The organism is Pseudomonas inefficax, from assembly GCF_032164165.1.
Taxonomy (GTDB): domain Bacteria; phylum Pseudomonadota; class Gammaproteobacteria; order Pseudomonadales; family Pseudomonadaceae; genus Aquipseudomonas; species Aquipseudomonas inefficax.
Genome location: NZ_CP134401.1, coordinates 5217274 through 5232770, shown reverse-complemented (window position 1 = coordinate 5232770; position 15497 = coordinate 5217274). Strand labels below are relative to the sequence as shown.

Genomic DNA, 15497 nt, shown 5'->3' with positions numbered 1-15497 from the left:
CATGAACGGCCCCGCGATTGCCAAACTCGGCGGCATGCGCCGCAAAACCATCCGTGTGGATGAAGACGCACTGGTCCATTTCACCCCGCTCAACCCGGGCAGCACCTACACCGCGGTGTGCGAACCGGCCGGCCCCGGCATCAGCCTGGTGGCCTGGGCCGAGGCCAACCGTGAGCTGATCGAGCGCAAACTGCTCGAACACGGTGCGCTGCTGTTTCGCAACTTCCAGGTGGACAACGCCGAAGCCTTCGACAACTGCATCAGCGCACTGTCAGGCGGCGCCCTGGAATACAAGTTCCGCGCCTCGCCGCGCACCCAGGTGGACCCGCGCCTGAACATCTACACCTCCACCGACTACCCCAAGGACCAGCGGATCTTCCCGCACAACGAACACTCCTACTCGCCGGTGTTCCCGCTGAAGATCTTCCTGTGGTGCGATATCGCGCCGCTGTCCCGCGGCGAAACGCCGATCGGCGACACCCGGGCGATCAGCCAGGCCATCGACCCCGAGGTGCGCGAGCGCTTCGCCCGCCTGGGCATCATGTACGTGCGCAACTATGGCGACGGCTTCGGCCTGCCCTGGCAGACCGTGTTCCAGACCGAGGACCGCGCCCAGGTGGATGCCTACTGCGCCAGCGTCGGCATCCAGACCGAGTGGAAAGCCGACGGCCGCCTGCGCACCCGCCAGGTAGGCCCGGCCCTGGTGCGCCACCCGCGCACCGGCGAGACGCTGTGGTTCAACCACGCCACCTTCTTCCACGTCAGCACCCTGCCGGCCAGCGTGCGCGATGCGCTGCAGGCCGACTTCGCCGATGATGACCTGCCGCAGAACACCTTCTATGGCGACGGCAGCCCGATCGAGCCGCAGGTGCTGGAACACCTGCGCGGTATCTACCTGCAGCACATGACCGAGTTCCCCTGGCGCCACGGCGACGTGCTGCTGCTGGACAACATGCTCTCGGTGCACGCACGCAACGAATACGACAGCCCCCGACGCATCCTGGTGTCGATGGCCGAAGCCCTGAACAGCACGGACGTGGCGCTCAAGCCCTGACGCGCCCCCACACGGTTCACGGTTTTCGACTCTGCCCCCTATTCAAGGCCTCCACATCATGTCCAGCATCGCCATCGAGGGCTTTCGCCCCGCCCTGCAACAAAACGCTCACTGGTCCCATGCCAGCGGGCGCGACGCCACCCTGTTCCTGACCTTCAGCCTGCCTGAGGGCACCGACCCCAGCCGCCTGCGCACGACCCTAGAGCAGGTGCTGGAGCAGCACGAGATCCTGCGCACCCGCCTGGTGGCCAGCCCCGGCATGCAACTGCCGGTACAGGTCATCGCCGAGCAACTGCTGATCGACTGGCGCGAGGTCGCCGACGACCTGCCCCAGCACGCCCTGCACAGCTTGCTGGGCGCGGCATTGGCCGAGGCCAGCCTGGCCGTCGCGCTGACCCAGGCAACGCCGCCACGGGCCTGCCTGGCGCTGCCGGCGGCCAACGCCGACCACACCACCCTGCAGCTGCTGTTGCAGCAATGGCAGGCGCTTTACCAGGGCCTGCCAGCGGACGAGGAAGCGGTGCAGTTCGCCGATTTCGCCGAATGGCAGTTCGAGCACCTGGGCAGCAGCGACAGCGACGCCGGGCGGGCCTTCTGGCAGCGCCAGCAGGCCGACGCCGCCGACCAGTACCTGGTGCAGCACCCGTTCCAGCGCGGCGAGGCCGCGCTGCCGGCACAGCCAGCCTGCCTTGCGCGCACCCCGGACGCGGCCTTCCAGGACCACATCGGCAGCGCCCTGGCCGGGCTCGACGCTCCGGCCGAGGCGCTGTTCGGCTGGTGCTGGGCACTGCTGCTCAAGCGCCACCTGGGCCAACCACAGGTGCTTCTGGGCTGGGCCCACGATGGTCGCAACAGCGCCACCACGAACGCCCAGGGCCCCTACGGCAAACGCCTGCCGCTGCACCTGCAGCCGGACGACCAGGACACCCTGGCCAACGCCCTCGCCGGCTTCACCCAGCTGCTCGAACAGGCCCGCACCTGGCAGGAAGAATGGCCGGCCCAGGCCCAGGACACGCCCTTCGGCTTCCGCCTGCGCCAGCCGCTGGCCTCGGCCTGGCCGGTGCTGGCGGTGCACGGTGAAACCTGTGCCCATGCCCTGTTGCTGGAAGTCCTGGAACAGCCCGAAGGCTTTGCCTTCCACCTGCACTACGATGCCGCCCGCCTGGACGCCGACGCCGCCGGGCTGCTACTCGACCAGTTCCTCACCCTCGCCCTGCAGGCCAGCGCCGCCAGCCAGCGCGCACTGGGCGAGGCCTCGGGCATCAGTGCCGCGCACCAGGACTGGCTCGCGGCGCTGAACCGCACCGAGGTGCGGCAACAGACCCCGGCGCTGCTGCACCAGCTGTTCGAACAACAGGTCGCCGCCCGGCCAGAGGCCATTGCCGTGCGCCACGGTGATGCGCAACTGAGCTACCAGGCACTGGAGGCGCGGGCCAACCAGCTGGCGCACCGGCTGCGCGACGCCGGCCTGGCGCCGGGGCAGGCCGTGGGCCTGTTCATGGGCCGCGGCCTCGACGCGATCGTCGGCATCCTCGGCATCCTCAAGGCCGGCGGCGCCTACCTGCCGCTGGACCCAAGCTACCCGGCCGAACGCCTGAGCGACGTGCTCGAGCAGACTCGCGCCAACCTGCTGCTGAGCCTGAGCAGCCTGGAGACACAGCTGCCCAAGGGCGACTACCGCACCCTGTGGCTCGACCGCCTCGCCGAGCACGACCTGCCCACGCAGCGTCCGCAACCGCTGAACGACGGCGACAGCCTGGCCTACCTGATCTTCACCTCCGGCTCCACCGGCCGGCCCAAGGGCGTGATGGTGTCGCACCGCAATGCCGTGCACTCCACCGCCGCACGCCTGCTCGCCTACCAGGAGCCGCTGCAAGCCTTCCTGCTGGTGTCGGGGCTGGCCTTCGACAGCTCGGTGGCCGGGCTGTTCTGGACCCTGGCCCAAGGCGGCGAACTGTGCCTGCCCCAGGACGACCAGGTGCAGGACGCCCTGGCCCTGGGCCGACTGATCGGCGCCCGGCGGATCAGCCACACCCTGATGCTGCCGTCGCTGTACGGGCAGGTGCTGGAACAGGCCGCCGACCAGCTGGGCAGCCTGCGCTGCGCCATCGTCGCCGGTGAAGCCTGCCCGGCCAGCCTGGCCCGCCAGCACCGCCAGCAGTGCGCCCAGGCGCAGCTGTACAACGAGTACGGGCCGACCGAGGGCACGGTGTGGTGCAGCTACTACCGCGCCCAGGGCGACGAACAGGGCGTACTGCCGATCGGCAAGGCGATCGCCAACATGCAGCTGTATGTGCTCGACGCCCAGCTGCGCCCGGTGGCCGCCGGCGTCAGCGGCGAAATCTACCTCAGCGGCGCCGGCATCACCCAGGGCTACCTGGGCCGCCCCGACCTCACCGCCGAGCGCTTCCTGGACAACCCGCTGAACCCGACCGGCAGCCTGCTGTACCGCAGCGGTGACCTGGGCCGGGTCAACGCCCAGGGCGACATCGAGTTCCTCGGCCGCATCGACGACCAGGTGAAGATCCGCGGTTTCCGCATCGAGCTGGGCGAGATCGAGGCGCGCCTGCTCAACCACCCTGGCGTGCGCGAGGCCGCCGTGGTGGCACGCGCCAACGACGCCGGCGACAACGAGCTGGTCGCCTACGTGGTCGCCCGCGATGCCTGCCCGGGCGCCATCGCGCTGCAAGCGCACCTGGGCCTGCACATGCCGGAGCACATGGTGCCGAAAACCTATGTGATGCTGGCGGCCTTCCCCCTGACCCCCAACGGCAAGCTCGACCGCAAGGCCCTGCCGGCCCCGGTGCGCGAACGCCGGGCCAGCTACCGGGCACCGGGCACCGAACGCGAAGCCACGCTGGCGGCGCTGTGGGCCGAGGTACTCGGCGTTGAACAGGTAGGGCTGGACGACAACTTCTTCGAACTCGGCGGCCACTCGCTGACCGCCACCCGCCTGGTTTCACGCCTGCGTAGCAGCCTGGGCCTGGAAGTGCCGGTGCGGGCGCTGTTCCAGCACTCGACCCTGGGCGCGTTCGTCGAGCAGGCCCTGCCCCGGGCCGAGGCCTCGACCCTGCCGCCGATCCAGGCGCAACGCCGCGAGGCGCCAGTGCCGCTGTCCTATGCCCAGGAACGCCTGTGGCTGTTCGACCGCCTGCACCCAGGCAGCACCACCTACAACGTGCCCGAGGCGGTACGCCTGCGTGGCGCCCTCGACCTGCCGGCCCTGGAGCGCAGCTTCAGCGTGCTGCTGCAGCGCCACGAAAGCCTGCGCACCACCTTCGCCCTGGACGGTGACCTGCCGGTGCAGCGGGTGCAAGCAGCCGAGGACTTCGCCCTGGGCCTGATCGACCTGGGCCGTCTACCCGAGGCGCAGCGCAGCCTGCGCTTGAGCCAGGAGCTGCAGGCCCAGGCCGCGCACCGTTTCGACCTGGAGCACGGGCCGCTGTTGCGTGCCGGCCTGGTGCGGCTGGCGGACGACGAACACGTGCTGTGGCTGACCCTGCACCACATCGCCTTCGATGGCTGGTCGATGCGCGTGTTCACCCGCGAGCTGATCGCCCTGTACAGCGCCTTCAGCCATGGCCAGGACTCGCCGCTGGCCGAGCCACAGTTGCAGTACGCCGACTTCGCCCAATGGCAGCGCCGTGAGCTGAGCCAGGCGGCGCTCAAGCCGCAGCTGGACTTCTGGCTGGAGCACCTGGGCGAGGACCGTAGCCTGCTGCAACTGCCGTGCATGCTGCCGCGCCCTGCCCTGCCCAGCCACCGTGGCGCCGAACACAGCCTGGTGCTGGGCCCGCAACTGGCCCAGGCCCTGCACGCCTACAGCCGCGAACAGGGCTGCACGCTGTTCATGACCTTGCTGACGGCATTCAACGTGCTGCTGGCAGGCCATAGCCAGCAATCGGCGATCCGCATCGGCATTCCTATCGCCAACCGCCATCACCAGGAGCTGGAGGGGCTGGTCGGCTTCTTCGTCAACACCCTGGCGCTGCGCACCGACCTGGCCGGCAACCCACGTTTCGACAGCGTGTTGCACCAGGTGCGCGACAACCTGCTGCACGCCCACGCCAACCAGGACCTGCCGTTCGAGCAACTGTTGCAGGCCCTGCCTGGCGCCCAGCAGCACAGCGTGCCGCTGCTGCAGGTGATGTTCGACCTGCACCAGGAGCGCAACCTGCGTTCGTCGGCGTTCGGCGACCTGAGCATCGAGCCGCTGAACGAAGACCACGGCAAGCGCAACACGCTGTTCGACCTGATGCTGGACGTCAGTGAGCGTGAGCAAGGGCTGATCGCCACCTTCACCTACAGCACCGACCTGTTCGAACACGCCAGCATCGTGGCCCTTGGCGAGGACTTGCAGGCCCTGCTCGAAGCCCTGCCCGGCCAGCCGGCGCCGTCGTTCGAAGCGCTGGTGCAACGCCTGCGGCCACAACCGGCGGCGCACGCCGGGCAGCGGCCGGAGGCGCGGGAGCAAGTGGCGCAGCTGGTGCGCGAGGTGCTGGAACTGCAGACGCTGGATGAGCAGGCGCACTTCTTCGAGGTAGGCGGCAGCTCGCTCAAGGCCGTGCTGCTGTGTGCCCGCGTGCAACAGCTGTGGGGCACCCAGGTGCCGGCCCACCTGGTGTTCCTCAATCCGCGCCTGGGCGACCTGCTGAACGTGCTGAGCCGCTACAGCCACGCCTGACCCTGAACCGCCTGCTGGCCTCGCCAAGGCCAGCGGGCGGGATCAGCGGCAAAAGCACCGGCCCAGCCGGTGCATCCAAGGCTTGCGCCAGCACAACAACAGGGTCACGCCCAGGCCACACGGCACCAGGGCCAGCACCCAGAACAACGTCCCCATCGCCAGCCCCAGGCCGGCCTGCCCCACCAGCCATGCCAGGCCCGACGCCAACAGCGCTGACAGGCGCAGCGTCCGAGTACCGGGGAACGCATGCGGCTGCATCACCTGCCGCCAATGGCCGGCCTGACTCAGGGCCAGCAACGCCAGGCCCAGCGTCTGCAAGCCCAACCCCACCCCGCTCGCCAACCACTCAGGCATCCTTGACCTCCGCCAACCTGTGCCCGGTCGCGACGCGCCGCCGCAGGCGCCAGGCCACGCCGCCGGCAAGCAGGGCGCAGGCCAGCAGTGCCAGATCGACACCGGCCACCGCCCACAAGCCCTGGCTGAGCGCTCGCCACGGATGATCGCCCGTGCTCCAGGCGTTGGACAGCACGGCCAGCAGCGCCAGCGCGCTGATCGCCATGCACTGCGCCGCCCAGGGCGCACGGGCCTGCGCGGAACGGCCAATCACCCACAGCGCGTGCAGCCCGGCCAGCAGCCAGGCGGCGAAGAACACCCGCACCTCCCACTCGGCACGCCCGCTCAAGGTCAACGGCAACCAGCGGTTGGCCACCAGCATCGCCAAGGTGGCCAGGGGCATGCCGGTGATCAGCACGCTGCACAACAGGGTCACCGACATCCCGCCCGGCTCCCGGGCAGGCTGTTGCAGGCGGCGCTTGGCCAGCCAGTACAGCAGGCCGCTGGCGAGCATCACGCAACCGCTCAGGCCTGCGAAGAAGTACAGGGCGCGCAAGGCGGGCTGATGGAAGTGCGCCACATGCAGCCCGGCCAGCACATCCAGGGTCGCGGCCGCGGGCGGCAGCCGCGATTCGTGCAGCAACCGTGCGCTGGCGCCGTCGAAGTACAGGGTCTGGCCATCCAGGCTCAGGCGGTCCGCCAGGCTGCGGCTGACCTCGACATAGGCATTGGCGTCACCAGGGTGCCAGACCCTGAGGAACGCAGGCTCACCACCGCCCCAATGCTGGCGGGCCTGGGCCAGCATGCCGTCGAGCGAGGCCATTGGCCCCGGTGTGTCCGCCGCCGGGCGGCTGTAGGCGGCGTTGGCCTGCACCGCGAACTGCCCGGCCTGGCCTGGATACAGCGCATCGATGGCCGCCGGCAGGTACAGCGGGAACAGGATCAGCAGGCCGCTCAGCAGGATCAGCGCATGAAACGGCAAGGCGAACACGCCCGTCAGGTTGTGCAGGTCGAGCAACCGGCGGGGGGCCTTGTCGGCACGCAAGGTGAACAGGTCCTGGAACAGCCGCGCATGGATGCACACGCCGGCGATCAGGGCGATCAGCCCGACCATCGCGGCCAGGCCCAACAGCCGGGCACCGAGGTTCCAGGCATGAATGTTGAGGGTGTAATGAAGACGGTAGAAAAAGTCGCCGCCACGGCTACCGGCGGCGGCCAGCACGCCGTCGCCGCCAGGCAGCAGGAAGCGGCTGAAGCCTTCGCGCTCGACGCTCCAGGCCTGGAAGCGCAGCAGCGGGCGGCGCGCATCGGGCAACTCGACGTACCACTGCAGCAGCGCCTTGCCCTCGCTCAGGGCAGCCACCCGTGGCAGCACCTGCTGGTCCAGCGACAGCGGCGCGGGCGCCGGCGCCACCCGTAGCGCCGGCAGCATCCAGCTGTCCAGCTCGCGGTCGTACAACGCCAGGCTGCCCATGAAAAACGCGATCAGCAATAGCGCGGAAAACCCCAGGCCCAGTACCCGGTGCGCCCACAGCATGGCCTGGCGGACACTGTCGAACATCAGCTCGCCCCCGCCAGCGCGCGCAGCGCCGCCAGCATCAGCAGCGACACGCCGGCCAGGCACAGGCTGTTGCGCACCAGCCGATGCGCGCACAACAACCAAAGCACCAGTGGCGGATAAAGCACGAAAGCGGCGATAGAGCTGCTCAGCACCGCCTCGCTGGGCGCCTGCCCAAGCCAGGCCAGGGCCAGCGCGGCCAGGGCGCTGAGCGGCCAGATGAACAGGTAGGCCAGCAGCAAGGCCAGCAGCAGCCACAACCCGCGCTGTCGGCCCCGGACGCTTGCCTTGTGTGACGCCGGTCGTTTCACCCTGTTCTCCTCGTTGCTTTACAGTGTTTCGACGCCTCAACAAGCACGCCCCCGCCGCGGCCCTGCTGGATCAGCAGGGTCGCGGCGGGGGCGTGCTGGCCGAGCACTGATGCTCGGCAGCGGCGCCGACGCAGTATGCCGGGCGACGCCGCCGCTGTCGCGGGTCAGAACTTGGCGCGCAAGGTCAAAGATACCGCGCGAGGGTCACCGAAGATGTTCCCGTCCTGGAAGGTATTGATGCGCTGGTAGTACTTCTTGTTGGTCAGGTTGGTGCCGAGCAGGTCCGCCGACAGGTTCTCGTTGATCTGGTAGCCGATACCTGCGTCGTACAACGCGTAGCCGCTCTGCTGCAGCTTGGTGCCTTCCATGCCGATGCCGGGAACGTGCAGCTTGTTGTAGGTCTCGCTGACAACGCTCACGCCGCCCTGCACGCTCCACTTCTCAAGCTCGCCAGGCAGCTTGTACAGGGACCAGACCCGCAGCATGTTTTTCGGAAGGTAAGTCTGCAGCTGCTCGTTGGGGCTGTCGTAGCGCTTGTAGGTGTGGGTGAAGTTGGCGGTGAGGAACCAGTCAGGCGTCATCTGCCCGCTCACTTCCACCTCGTAGCCACGGGTGCGCGCCTTGCCACCGGCCACCACGGCCCGCGAGTTCGGGTCGTTCATGTCGGGGATGGCACGGTTCTCTTCCTCGATCTGGAAGGCCGCCAACGAGGCGTTCACCGCGCCGTCGAGGAACTCACCCTTGATGCCGAGCTCATGCTGCTTGCCTTCGATCGGATCGATGATGTTGTTGTTGATGTCCAGGTTGCTGACCGGCTGCGGGTTGAACACCTCGGCGTAGTTGGCGTACAGCGAGTAGTTTTCGTTCAGCTCGTAGATCAGCCCGTAGAACGGGGTGAACTTCTGCGACTCGCTCTGGCTGGCCTTTTCCGACGGCGAGCCGGCCTCTGGCTGGTGCTGGCTGCGGTGCATGTCGAGCCAGGTGACACGGCCGCCCAGGACCAGGGTCAGCGGGTCGGCCAGGCTGATGCGCATGTTGCCGTAGACCGCCTTGGAGCGGGTGTTGGCGACGTTGGTCGGCAGACGGTCGGCATCCGGGAACGCCGGGTAGCCGAAGCTCGGCTGCGGGTCGTAGAGGTCCACGTCACCGAGGAAGCTGGAGAAGTAGCCGCCGTTGGAGGCGAACTCCGAACGCGAATAGTTGGTCCCCACCAACAGCTTGTGTTCACGACCGAACAGGCTGAACGGGCCGTCGGCGTACAGGTCGACTTCGTCCTGTTTCTCGCGGTAGTCGAACATGATCGAGTTCATCGACACCAGGTTGTCGGCCGGGTCGATGCCACCGCCATTGCGGGCGTAGGCCTGGGTCAGGTCGTAGTTGTTGTCGGCGTGGCGCACCGACAGTTTGGTCTTCCAGTCGCCGCCGAGCTGATGCTCGAGTTCGGTGAACACCGCGGTGCTCCAGAAGTAGTCGCGGTTCCAGTTGGCGCCGTAGAAGTTCTTGCGCGAGACGTCCGGCAGCGACATGGCCGCTTCGCCGGCGGCGTTGGTGTAGCGGAACGCCGGCAGCGAGCGCTGGGCGCCACGGATGTCGGTGTTCTGGTTGCTGGCACCGATGGTCCAGACGGTGTCCGGGGTCAGGTCGATGTCGACGATGCCGTAGGCCTGGCTGGTCTCACGCTTGCCGCTGCCATCGTAGGGGAACGCCGTCTTGTTCTCGCTGAGCACCAGGCGGCCACGGATGTTTCCGGCTTCGGTCAACGGCCCGGTGACATCGACCATGCCACGGTAGGCGTCCCAGGAGCCGGCGCTGATTTCGGCCGATACCGCCGCGTCAGCCTGCGGGCGCTTGCGCACCAGGTTGATGCTGCCACCCGAACCACCGGCGCCGGTCAGGCTGCCGGACGGCCCCTTGAGCACTTCGACGCGGTCGTACATGGTCAGGTCCGGCGACAGGAAGATCCGGTTGTCCATGGTGGTCGGCGTGCCGTCCAGCTGCAGCGAGGTGATCTCGAAACCGCGCGAGAAGAAGCTCAGGCGGCTGGCGTCGATGCGCTGCACGGTCACACCGCCCACTTTGCCCAGGGCATCCTCGAGGGTGTAGAGGTTCTGCTTCTGGATGCGTTCCTGACCGATGACGTTGATGGTCTGCGGCACTTCCTTCAGGCGCAGCGGCACCTTGGTGCCCACCGAGACCGTCGGCGCTTCGGTCTGCATGCCGACGATGGTCTGGTCAGGCAGTGTGATGGACGCCGGCGGCGCCTTTTCCTCGGTGCTTTCCTCGGCCCAGACCGCCGGGGCGAGCAGCATGCCGCTGCTCACCAGCGGCACCAGCAGCCAGTTACCCGCCTTGCCTGGCTGGCGCCCCTTTTCAACTTGACTCATATCGCAAGCTCCTGTGCATGGCCTTTTTCGGGCCATTATTTTTTTAAGTGTTGTGCTATGAAAATCGCGCGCCGGTCACACCGGCGCCGGCAGTTCGCTGGACGCGCCTGCCCCGCTGCCGAGGGCAACAGGGTCATAGGGATAGAGCTGGCCGCCGTCGCACTTGAGCACGCGGTCGGCAATGGCGAAGTAGTGATCGTCGTGGCTGATGGCGATGATGGTCTTGCCCTGCGCCTTGAGCTCGGGCAGCAGCTCGCGGTAGAAGAACGCCCGGAAGCCCGGGTCCTGGTCGGCGGCCCACTCGTCGAGCAGCAGGATCGGCCGCTCCTCGACCAGCGCCACCAGCAGGGCCAGGCGCTTGCGCTGGCCCTGGGACAGGCGGGTGGTGGACAACCCGCCCTGGGCGTCGATGCTGACCTTGCGCTGCATGCGCAGGCGCTCAAGCCAGGCCTGGGCCAGTTGCGGGTCGAAATCGCCCTGGGGGCCGACCAGGCGCTCGAACAGGTAGAAGGTGGAGAACACCGTGGAGAAATGCGCGCGGTACCAGTCGCGCAACGCCGGGGTGATCGCCACGCCTTGCAGCTTGAGGGTGCCGGCACTGGGTTCGTAGAGGCCGGTGAGCAGCTTGGCCAAGGTCGACTTGCCGCTGCCGTTGCCACCGACGATGAACAGGATCTCGCCCTTGGCGATACTCAGGTTCACCGGCCCCAGACGGAAGCCATATTCGTCGGCCTGGTGCGGGTAGTCGTAGCTCAGGGCCTGCAGCTCGAGCATCGGCTGGCCGCTATCGACCTCGCCGCCGCTGGCCGAGGGTGCCTCGCGGTAGTCGGCGAAGGCCAGGGTCTGGATCTTGGCCAGGGACACGTTGCCGGCCACCAGGGTCGGCAGGCTGCCGATCAGGTCGTTGAGCGGCATGCGCAGGAACATCAGCACCAGCACGAAGGCGCCGATCACCCCATTGCTCACCCCCAGCCAGGTGCCCGCGGCGAACAGCCCGCCGGCCAGGGCGAGGATCAGCGCCACGGTCCAGTTCAGGCTCAAGGTCCAGTAGCGGTCGGCGTGCACCTCGTTGCGCCGCGCGTATTCGGCCGCCGGTTGCAGGTCGAGGGTGTAGAAGCGCTCCTTGCGCTGGGCATTGAGGGCCAGCTCGAATCGCCCCTCGATGGCACCCTGGTAAGCGGCATACAGGCGATCGTCGGTTTCCCGCACGCGCGTCATCAGTTGGCGCATCTTGGCGAACCAGCCATGGGCCAGCCAGGTGCCCAGGCCCAGGCCAACCGCGCAGATCAGCAGCAACTGCCAGGACAGCCAGGCCATGTACAGGCAGCCCCCCAGCATCAGGACCAGGTTGTAGAACACGAACGGCATGCGGTTGAAGGCCTGGCCAATACTGACGATGTCCTTGCTCAGGGTCGCGTACAGGCTGGCTTCGCCGATCTTTTCCAGTTGCTCGATGGAGGTGTCCAGCAGGCGCTTGACCATCTGCAGGCGCAGTTCGTAGACCACCCGGTGGCCCAGGGCCGTGAGCAATGCCTGGGAACCGAAACCGCAACCGAACAGCAGCACCAACAGGCCGAAGAACTTGGCCCCCAGGGCCGGGTTCATGCTGACGCTGCCGGCGATCAGCCGGTTGATCTCGTTGATCAGGCCGATGCCGGCCGCCGCGCTGATCAGGCTGGCCAGCAAGCCCAGGCTGAGCAGGGCGCGATGACGCTTGAGTAGTGATAGAAACAGGGTCATGCGAAATCCTCGGGGTGGCCTGTGCAATGGCCCAAATGGTTCACTCGAAGGCGAGCAGCAGCTTTTCGATCTCGGCCAGCTCATCGACGACCGGCGTGGCGCAGGCCTGCTCGATCACCGTGGCCATGTCGGCCAGCACCGGATTGGCGAACAACTGGGCCAGGGCGACCTCACAGGCGAAGTGCTGGCGGATGCGCGCCTGGATCCTCACCAGTTGCAGGGACTGCGCCCCCAGGCGGAACAGCTCGGCGCGCGGGGCGATGGGCCAGATACCGAGCACCTCGCGCCAGATATGCGCCAGGCCTTCCTGCCATGGACCGGCCAAGGCTTCGTCATCAGCTTCGCCGGCACCCTCCCACTCGGGCTCGGGCAAGGCCTTGCGGTCAACCTTGCCATTGGCATTCAGGGGCAGGCTGCCCAGGATCACGAACGCGCTCGGCACCATGTAGGCCGGCAGGCGCTCGCGCAGCTGCTGCTGCGCCCAGGCGCTGTCGAACGCGCCCGCGCCGTGGCACAGATAGGCCACCAGCAGTTCCTGGCCTGCCGGCGCCCGGCACAGGGTGACCACCGCCTGGGAGACACCCGGCAGGGCCACCAGCGCGCTTTCGATCTCACCCAGTTCGATTCGGAAACCGCGCAGCTTGACCTGGAAGTCGCTGCGCCCGAGAAACTCCAGGCTGCCATCTTCGCGCAGGCACGCCCGGTCGCCGGTGCGGTACAGGCGGCTGCCGGCCCCGCACCCCGGCGCCAACGGCTGGACGAAGGGGTTGGGCACGAAGGCGGCGGCGGTAAGCTGCGGACGGTCGGCGTAGCCACGGGCCACGCCGGCGCCACCGATGTACAGGTCGCCCGCCACACCCACCGGCTGCGGCTCGAGGTAGTCGTCGAGCACATACAAGCGGTTGTTGGCCAGCGGTCGGCCGATGGGCAGGATCGCGCGGGTGACGGCTTCGACGGCCTGTACCGCCGACCACACAGTGGTCTCGGTCGGGCCATAGACGTTCAGCAGGCGTACCTGGCGGGCCAGCAGGCGCTCGGCCAGCTCGGCCTTGAGCGCTTCGCCGCCGCACAGCAGGCGCAGCCCGGCCCAGGCCGGCGAGTCGTGCTCGACCAGCATCTGCCAGGTGGCTGGCGTGGCCTGCATGACATTGATGCCGTGGCGCTGCATCAAGCCGAGCAATGCGCCCGGGTCGAGGCTATCCGCGCGGCTGGCCAGCACCACGGCAGCGCCATGCACCAGCGGTAGGAACAGCTCCAGCCCGGCGATGTCGAAGCCCAGGGTGGTCACCGCCAGTAGCCGGTCGGCGGCGCTCAGTTGCACATGGGCCTGGATGCCATGGAGGAAGTTGACGAACGCCTCGCGCTCGATGTCGACGCCCTTGGGGCGCCCGGTGGAGCCGGAGGTATACAGGGTGTAGGCCAGTTGCCGAGGGTGTACCGGCAGCCCGAGGCCGCTCTGGGGCAGCCGTGCAAGCTCGCTGTCCAGGGTTTCCAGCAGTACCACCCGGGCCGTGCTGCCCACCACCTGCCGCAGGTTCGCCCGGGTCAGCACCAGCCGAGGACGGGCCTGGCCAATGATGTCGCTGTTGCGCGCGGCCGGTTGGCCGGGGTCGATCGGCAGGTAGGCGCCACCGGCCTTGTGCACTGCCAGCAGCGCCACCAGCAGGTCGGGCTCGCGCTCCAGGCAGATCCCCACCCGCTCGTCGCAACCCACCCCATTGGCCACCAGCCAATGGGCCAGGCGGTTGGCCCGGGCATCGAGGTCGGCGTAGCTCAGGGTCTGCTCGCCGCAGATCAGCGCACAGCGCTGCGGCGCGGCCGCGACCTGGCGCTCGAACAGCGCCAGCATGTCCTCGCCCGGTACCAGTGCCTGCTCGCTGGCGTTCCAGCCGTCGAGCTGGCGGGTGCGCTGGGCCGGATCGAGCAGCGGCAACTGCCACACCGGGGTGTCGGGCTGGTTCATCAGGCCGTCGAGCAGCAGGCTGTAGCCGGCCGCGAGGCGTTCGATGGTCGCCGGGGCGAACAGCTCCAGGCTGTATTCCAGCTCACAGAAGATGCCGTCGGGGCGTACCGCGGCATCTAGGGTCAGGTCGAACTTGGCGCTGTCCTGCGCCGGCAGGACACGCTCGATCTGCAGCCCCGGCAAGCTGAAGTTCACCGCCGCGCCGCTGCTGAGGTTGAACATGGCCTGGAACACCGGGGTACGGCTGGCGTCGCGCTCGACGTCGAGGTGTTCGAGCAGCAGCTCGAACGGCATCTCGGCGTGCTGCAGGGCGTCGAGGGACTCCTGGCGCAGCCGCTCGCACAGCATGCGGCCGGTCAACCGCGGGCCCAGGTCAACGCGGTAGACCAGGGTGTTGACGAAGAAGCCCAGCAGCTCGTCGAGCTCTTCACGGTTGCGCCCGCCATGGGGCACGCCCACCGCGAAGGCCTGCTGGCCGCTATGGCGAGCCAGCAGCAGTTGCCAGGCCGCCAGCAGGATCACCAGGGCGCTGCTGCCGCTGCTGCGGCAGAAGGCCTGGACCTGCTCGGCCTGCGCCTCTGGCAGTTGCCAGCGCAGGCGCTGCCCGCGCAAGCCCTGCTGCGCGGGGCGAGGGAAATCGGTGGGCAGTTCGAGCACCGGTACCTGGCTGCCCAGGTAGTGTTTCCAGTAGTCAAGGTCGGCCTGGGGCCCGGCGCCCCCCAGGCGCTCGCGCTGCCACAGCGCGTAATCGATGTATTGCACCGCCAGCGGCGGCAGGCGCGGGGTGTCGCCGCGCAGCGCCTGGGCATAGGCGCTGGCCAGGTCGGCCACGAGGATCGGGTTGGACCAGGCGTCGCTGACGATGTGGTGCATCTTCAGCAACAGCCCGTGACAGGCGGCGTCATAGCGGATCAGCTCGACCTTGAGCAGCGGCGCCTGGGACAAGTCGAAGGCAATGCCATCCTCGATGCTCAGCAAGCCCTGCAGATGTTCGCGCCGCTCGGCTTCAGCCACACCTGGCATGGCCCGCTCGTGCAGGACGAACACGGCCTCGGCCAGCAACTCCTGGCGCGGCTCGCCATCGACCTCGATGAAGCGCGTGCGCAGCACACCATGCCGCTCGACCAGGGCGCTGAACGCCTGGCGCAGGGCCTGGACGTTCAGCTCGCCGTTGAACAGGAAGGCACGGGCAAGGTTGTAGGCAGTGGAAAGCGGCGCCATGCGCTGCAGGAACCACAGGCGTTGCTGCGCGAAGGAAAGGAGCTGCGGACCGTCATGGGCGCGCGATACGAGCGGGTCTGGCTGCGCCTGGACATCGCTTTGCAGGAGGGCAAACAACGCTTCATCAAGATTGTCCATCGGCGCTCATACTTCCTTATAAAAACCGACCAGCTATTTGTGCGCGAGATGTTATTCGCAAATGATAATTGATGTCAATTGAGTAAAATACTCACTAGCTCTGCTGCCGCG

At 68.1% G+C, this 15497-nt stretch carries 8 protein-coding genes; 2 read left to right on the top strand and 6 right to left on the bottom strand.

All coding sequences use genetic code 11. From position 1 onward, the window contains the following. Nucleotide 1: 1 nt before the first annotated feature. Entirely contained in the window at nt 2–1054 is a 1053-nt protein-coding gene (locus RIN61_RS23590) for a TauD/TfdA family dioxygenase (RefSeq protein WP_125859235.1), read from the top strand. Nucleotides 1055–1112: 58 nt separating this feature from the next. Next, on the top strand, nt 1113–5738 hold the full coding sequence (locus RIN61_RS23585) for a non-ribosomal peptide synthetase (protein ID WP_313854476.1): 4626 nt from the start codon (nt 1113–1115) through the stop codon (nt 5736–5738). Nucleotides 5739–5780: 42 nt separating this feature from the next. On the opposite strand, the gene RIN61_RS23580 is transcribed toward RIN61_RS23585, so the two are convergent. From RIN61_RS23580 to RIN61_RS23555, 6 genes are all read right to left on the bottom strand, one after another. Beyond that, a complete protein-coding gene (locus tag RIN61_RS23580) occupies nt 5781–6092 on the bottom strand; it encodes a DUF3325 family protein (RefSeq protein WP_313854475.1) in 312 nt (103 codons plus the stop codon). Beyond that, complete coding sequence (locus tag RIN61_RS23575; RefSeq protein ID WP_313854473.1) at nt 6085–7632, bottom strand: PepSY-associated TM helix domain-containing protein; 1548 nt, start codon at nt 7630–7632, stop codon at nt 6085–6087. The genes RIN61_RS23580 and RIN61_RS23575 overlap by 8 nt, the downstream gene beginning before the upstream one ends. Next, nucleotides 7632–7940, bottom strand: a complete 309-nt coding sequence (locus RIN61_RS23570; RefSeq protein ID WP_313854471.1) for a hypothetical protein — start codon at nt 7938–7940, stop codon at nt 7632–7634. The genes RIN61_RS23575 and RIN61_RS23570 overlap by 1 nt, the downstream gene beginning before the upstream one ends. Nucleotides 7941–8104: 164 nt before the next feature. After that, a complete protein-coding gene (locus RIN61_RS23565) occupies nt 8105–10324 on the bottom strand; it encodes a TonB-dependent siderophore receptor (protein ID WP_313854468.1) in 2220 nt (739 codons plus the stop codon). A gap of 75 nt (nt 10325–10399) precedes the next feature. Then, nucleotides 10400–12064: a cyclic peptide export ABC transporter gene (locus RIN61_RS23560; RefSeq protein ID WP_104961192.1), complete on the bottom strand. Its 1665-nt coding sequence runs from the start codon at nt 12062–12064 to the stop codon at nt 10400–10402. A 40-nt stretch (nt 12065–12104) separates the two neighbouring features. Then, nucleotides 12105–15386 (bottom strand): amino acid adenylation domain-containing protein, encoded by a 3282-nt coding sequence (locus tag RIN61_RS23555; protein WP_313854466.1) that lies wholly within the window; start codon nt 15384–15386, stop codon nt 12105–12107. Between the last annotated feature and the right edge of the window lie 111 nt (nt 15387–15497).

What these genes read in the sequence shown, in the direction of transcription:
- RIN61_RS23565 (WP_313854468.1), bottom strand. Translation starts at nt 10,324, where the DNA reads ATGAGTCAAGTTGAAAAGGGGCGCCAGCCAGGCAAGGCGGGTAACTGG.
- RIN61_RS23560 (WP_104961192.1), bottom strand. Translation starts at nt 12,064, where the DNA reads ATGACCCTGTTTCTATCACTACTCAAGCGTCATCGCGCCCTGCTCAGC.
- RIN61_RS23580 (WP_313854475.1), bottom strand. Translation starts at nt 6,092, where the DNA reads ATGCCTGAGTGGTTGGCGAGCGGGGTGGGGTTGGGCTTGCAGACGCTG.
- RIN61_RS23555 (WP_313854466.1), bottom strand. Translation starts at nt 15,386, where the DNA reads ATGGACAATCTTGATGAAGCGTTGTTTGCCCTCCTGCAAAGCGATGTC.
- RIN61_RS23575 (WP_313854473.1), bottom strand. Translation starts at nt 7,632, where the DNA reads ATGTTCGACAGTGTCCGCCAGGCCATGCTGTGGGCGCACCGGGTACTG.
- RIN61_RS23590 (WP_125859235.1), top strand. Translation starts at nt 2, where the DNA reads ATGAACGGCCCCGCGATTGCCAAACTCGGCGGCATGCGCCGCAAAACC.
- RIN61_RS23585 (WP_313854476.1), top strand. Translation starts at nt 1,113, where the DNA reads ATGTCCAGCATCGCCATCGAGGGCTTTCGCCCCGCCCTGCAACAAAAC.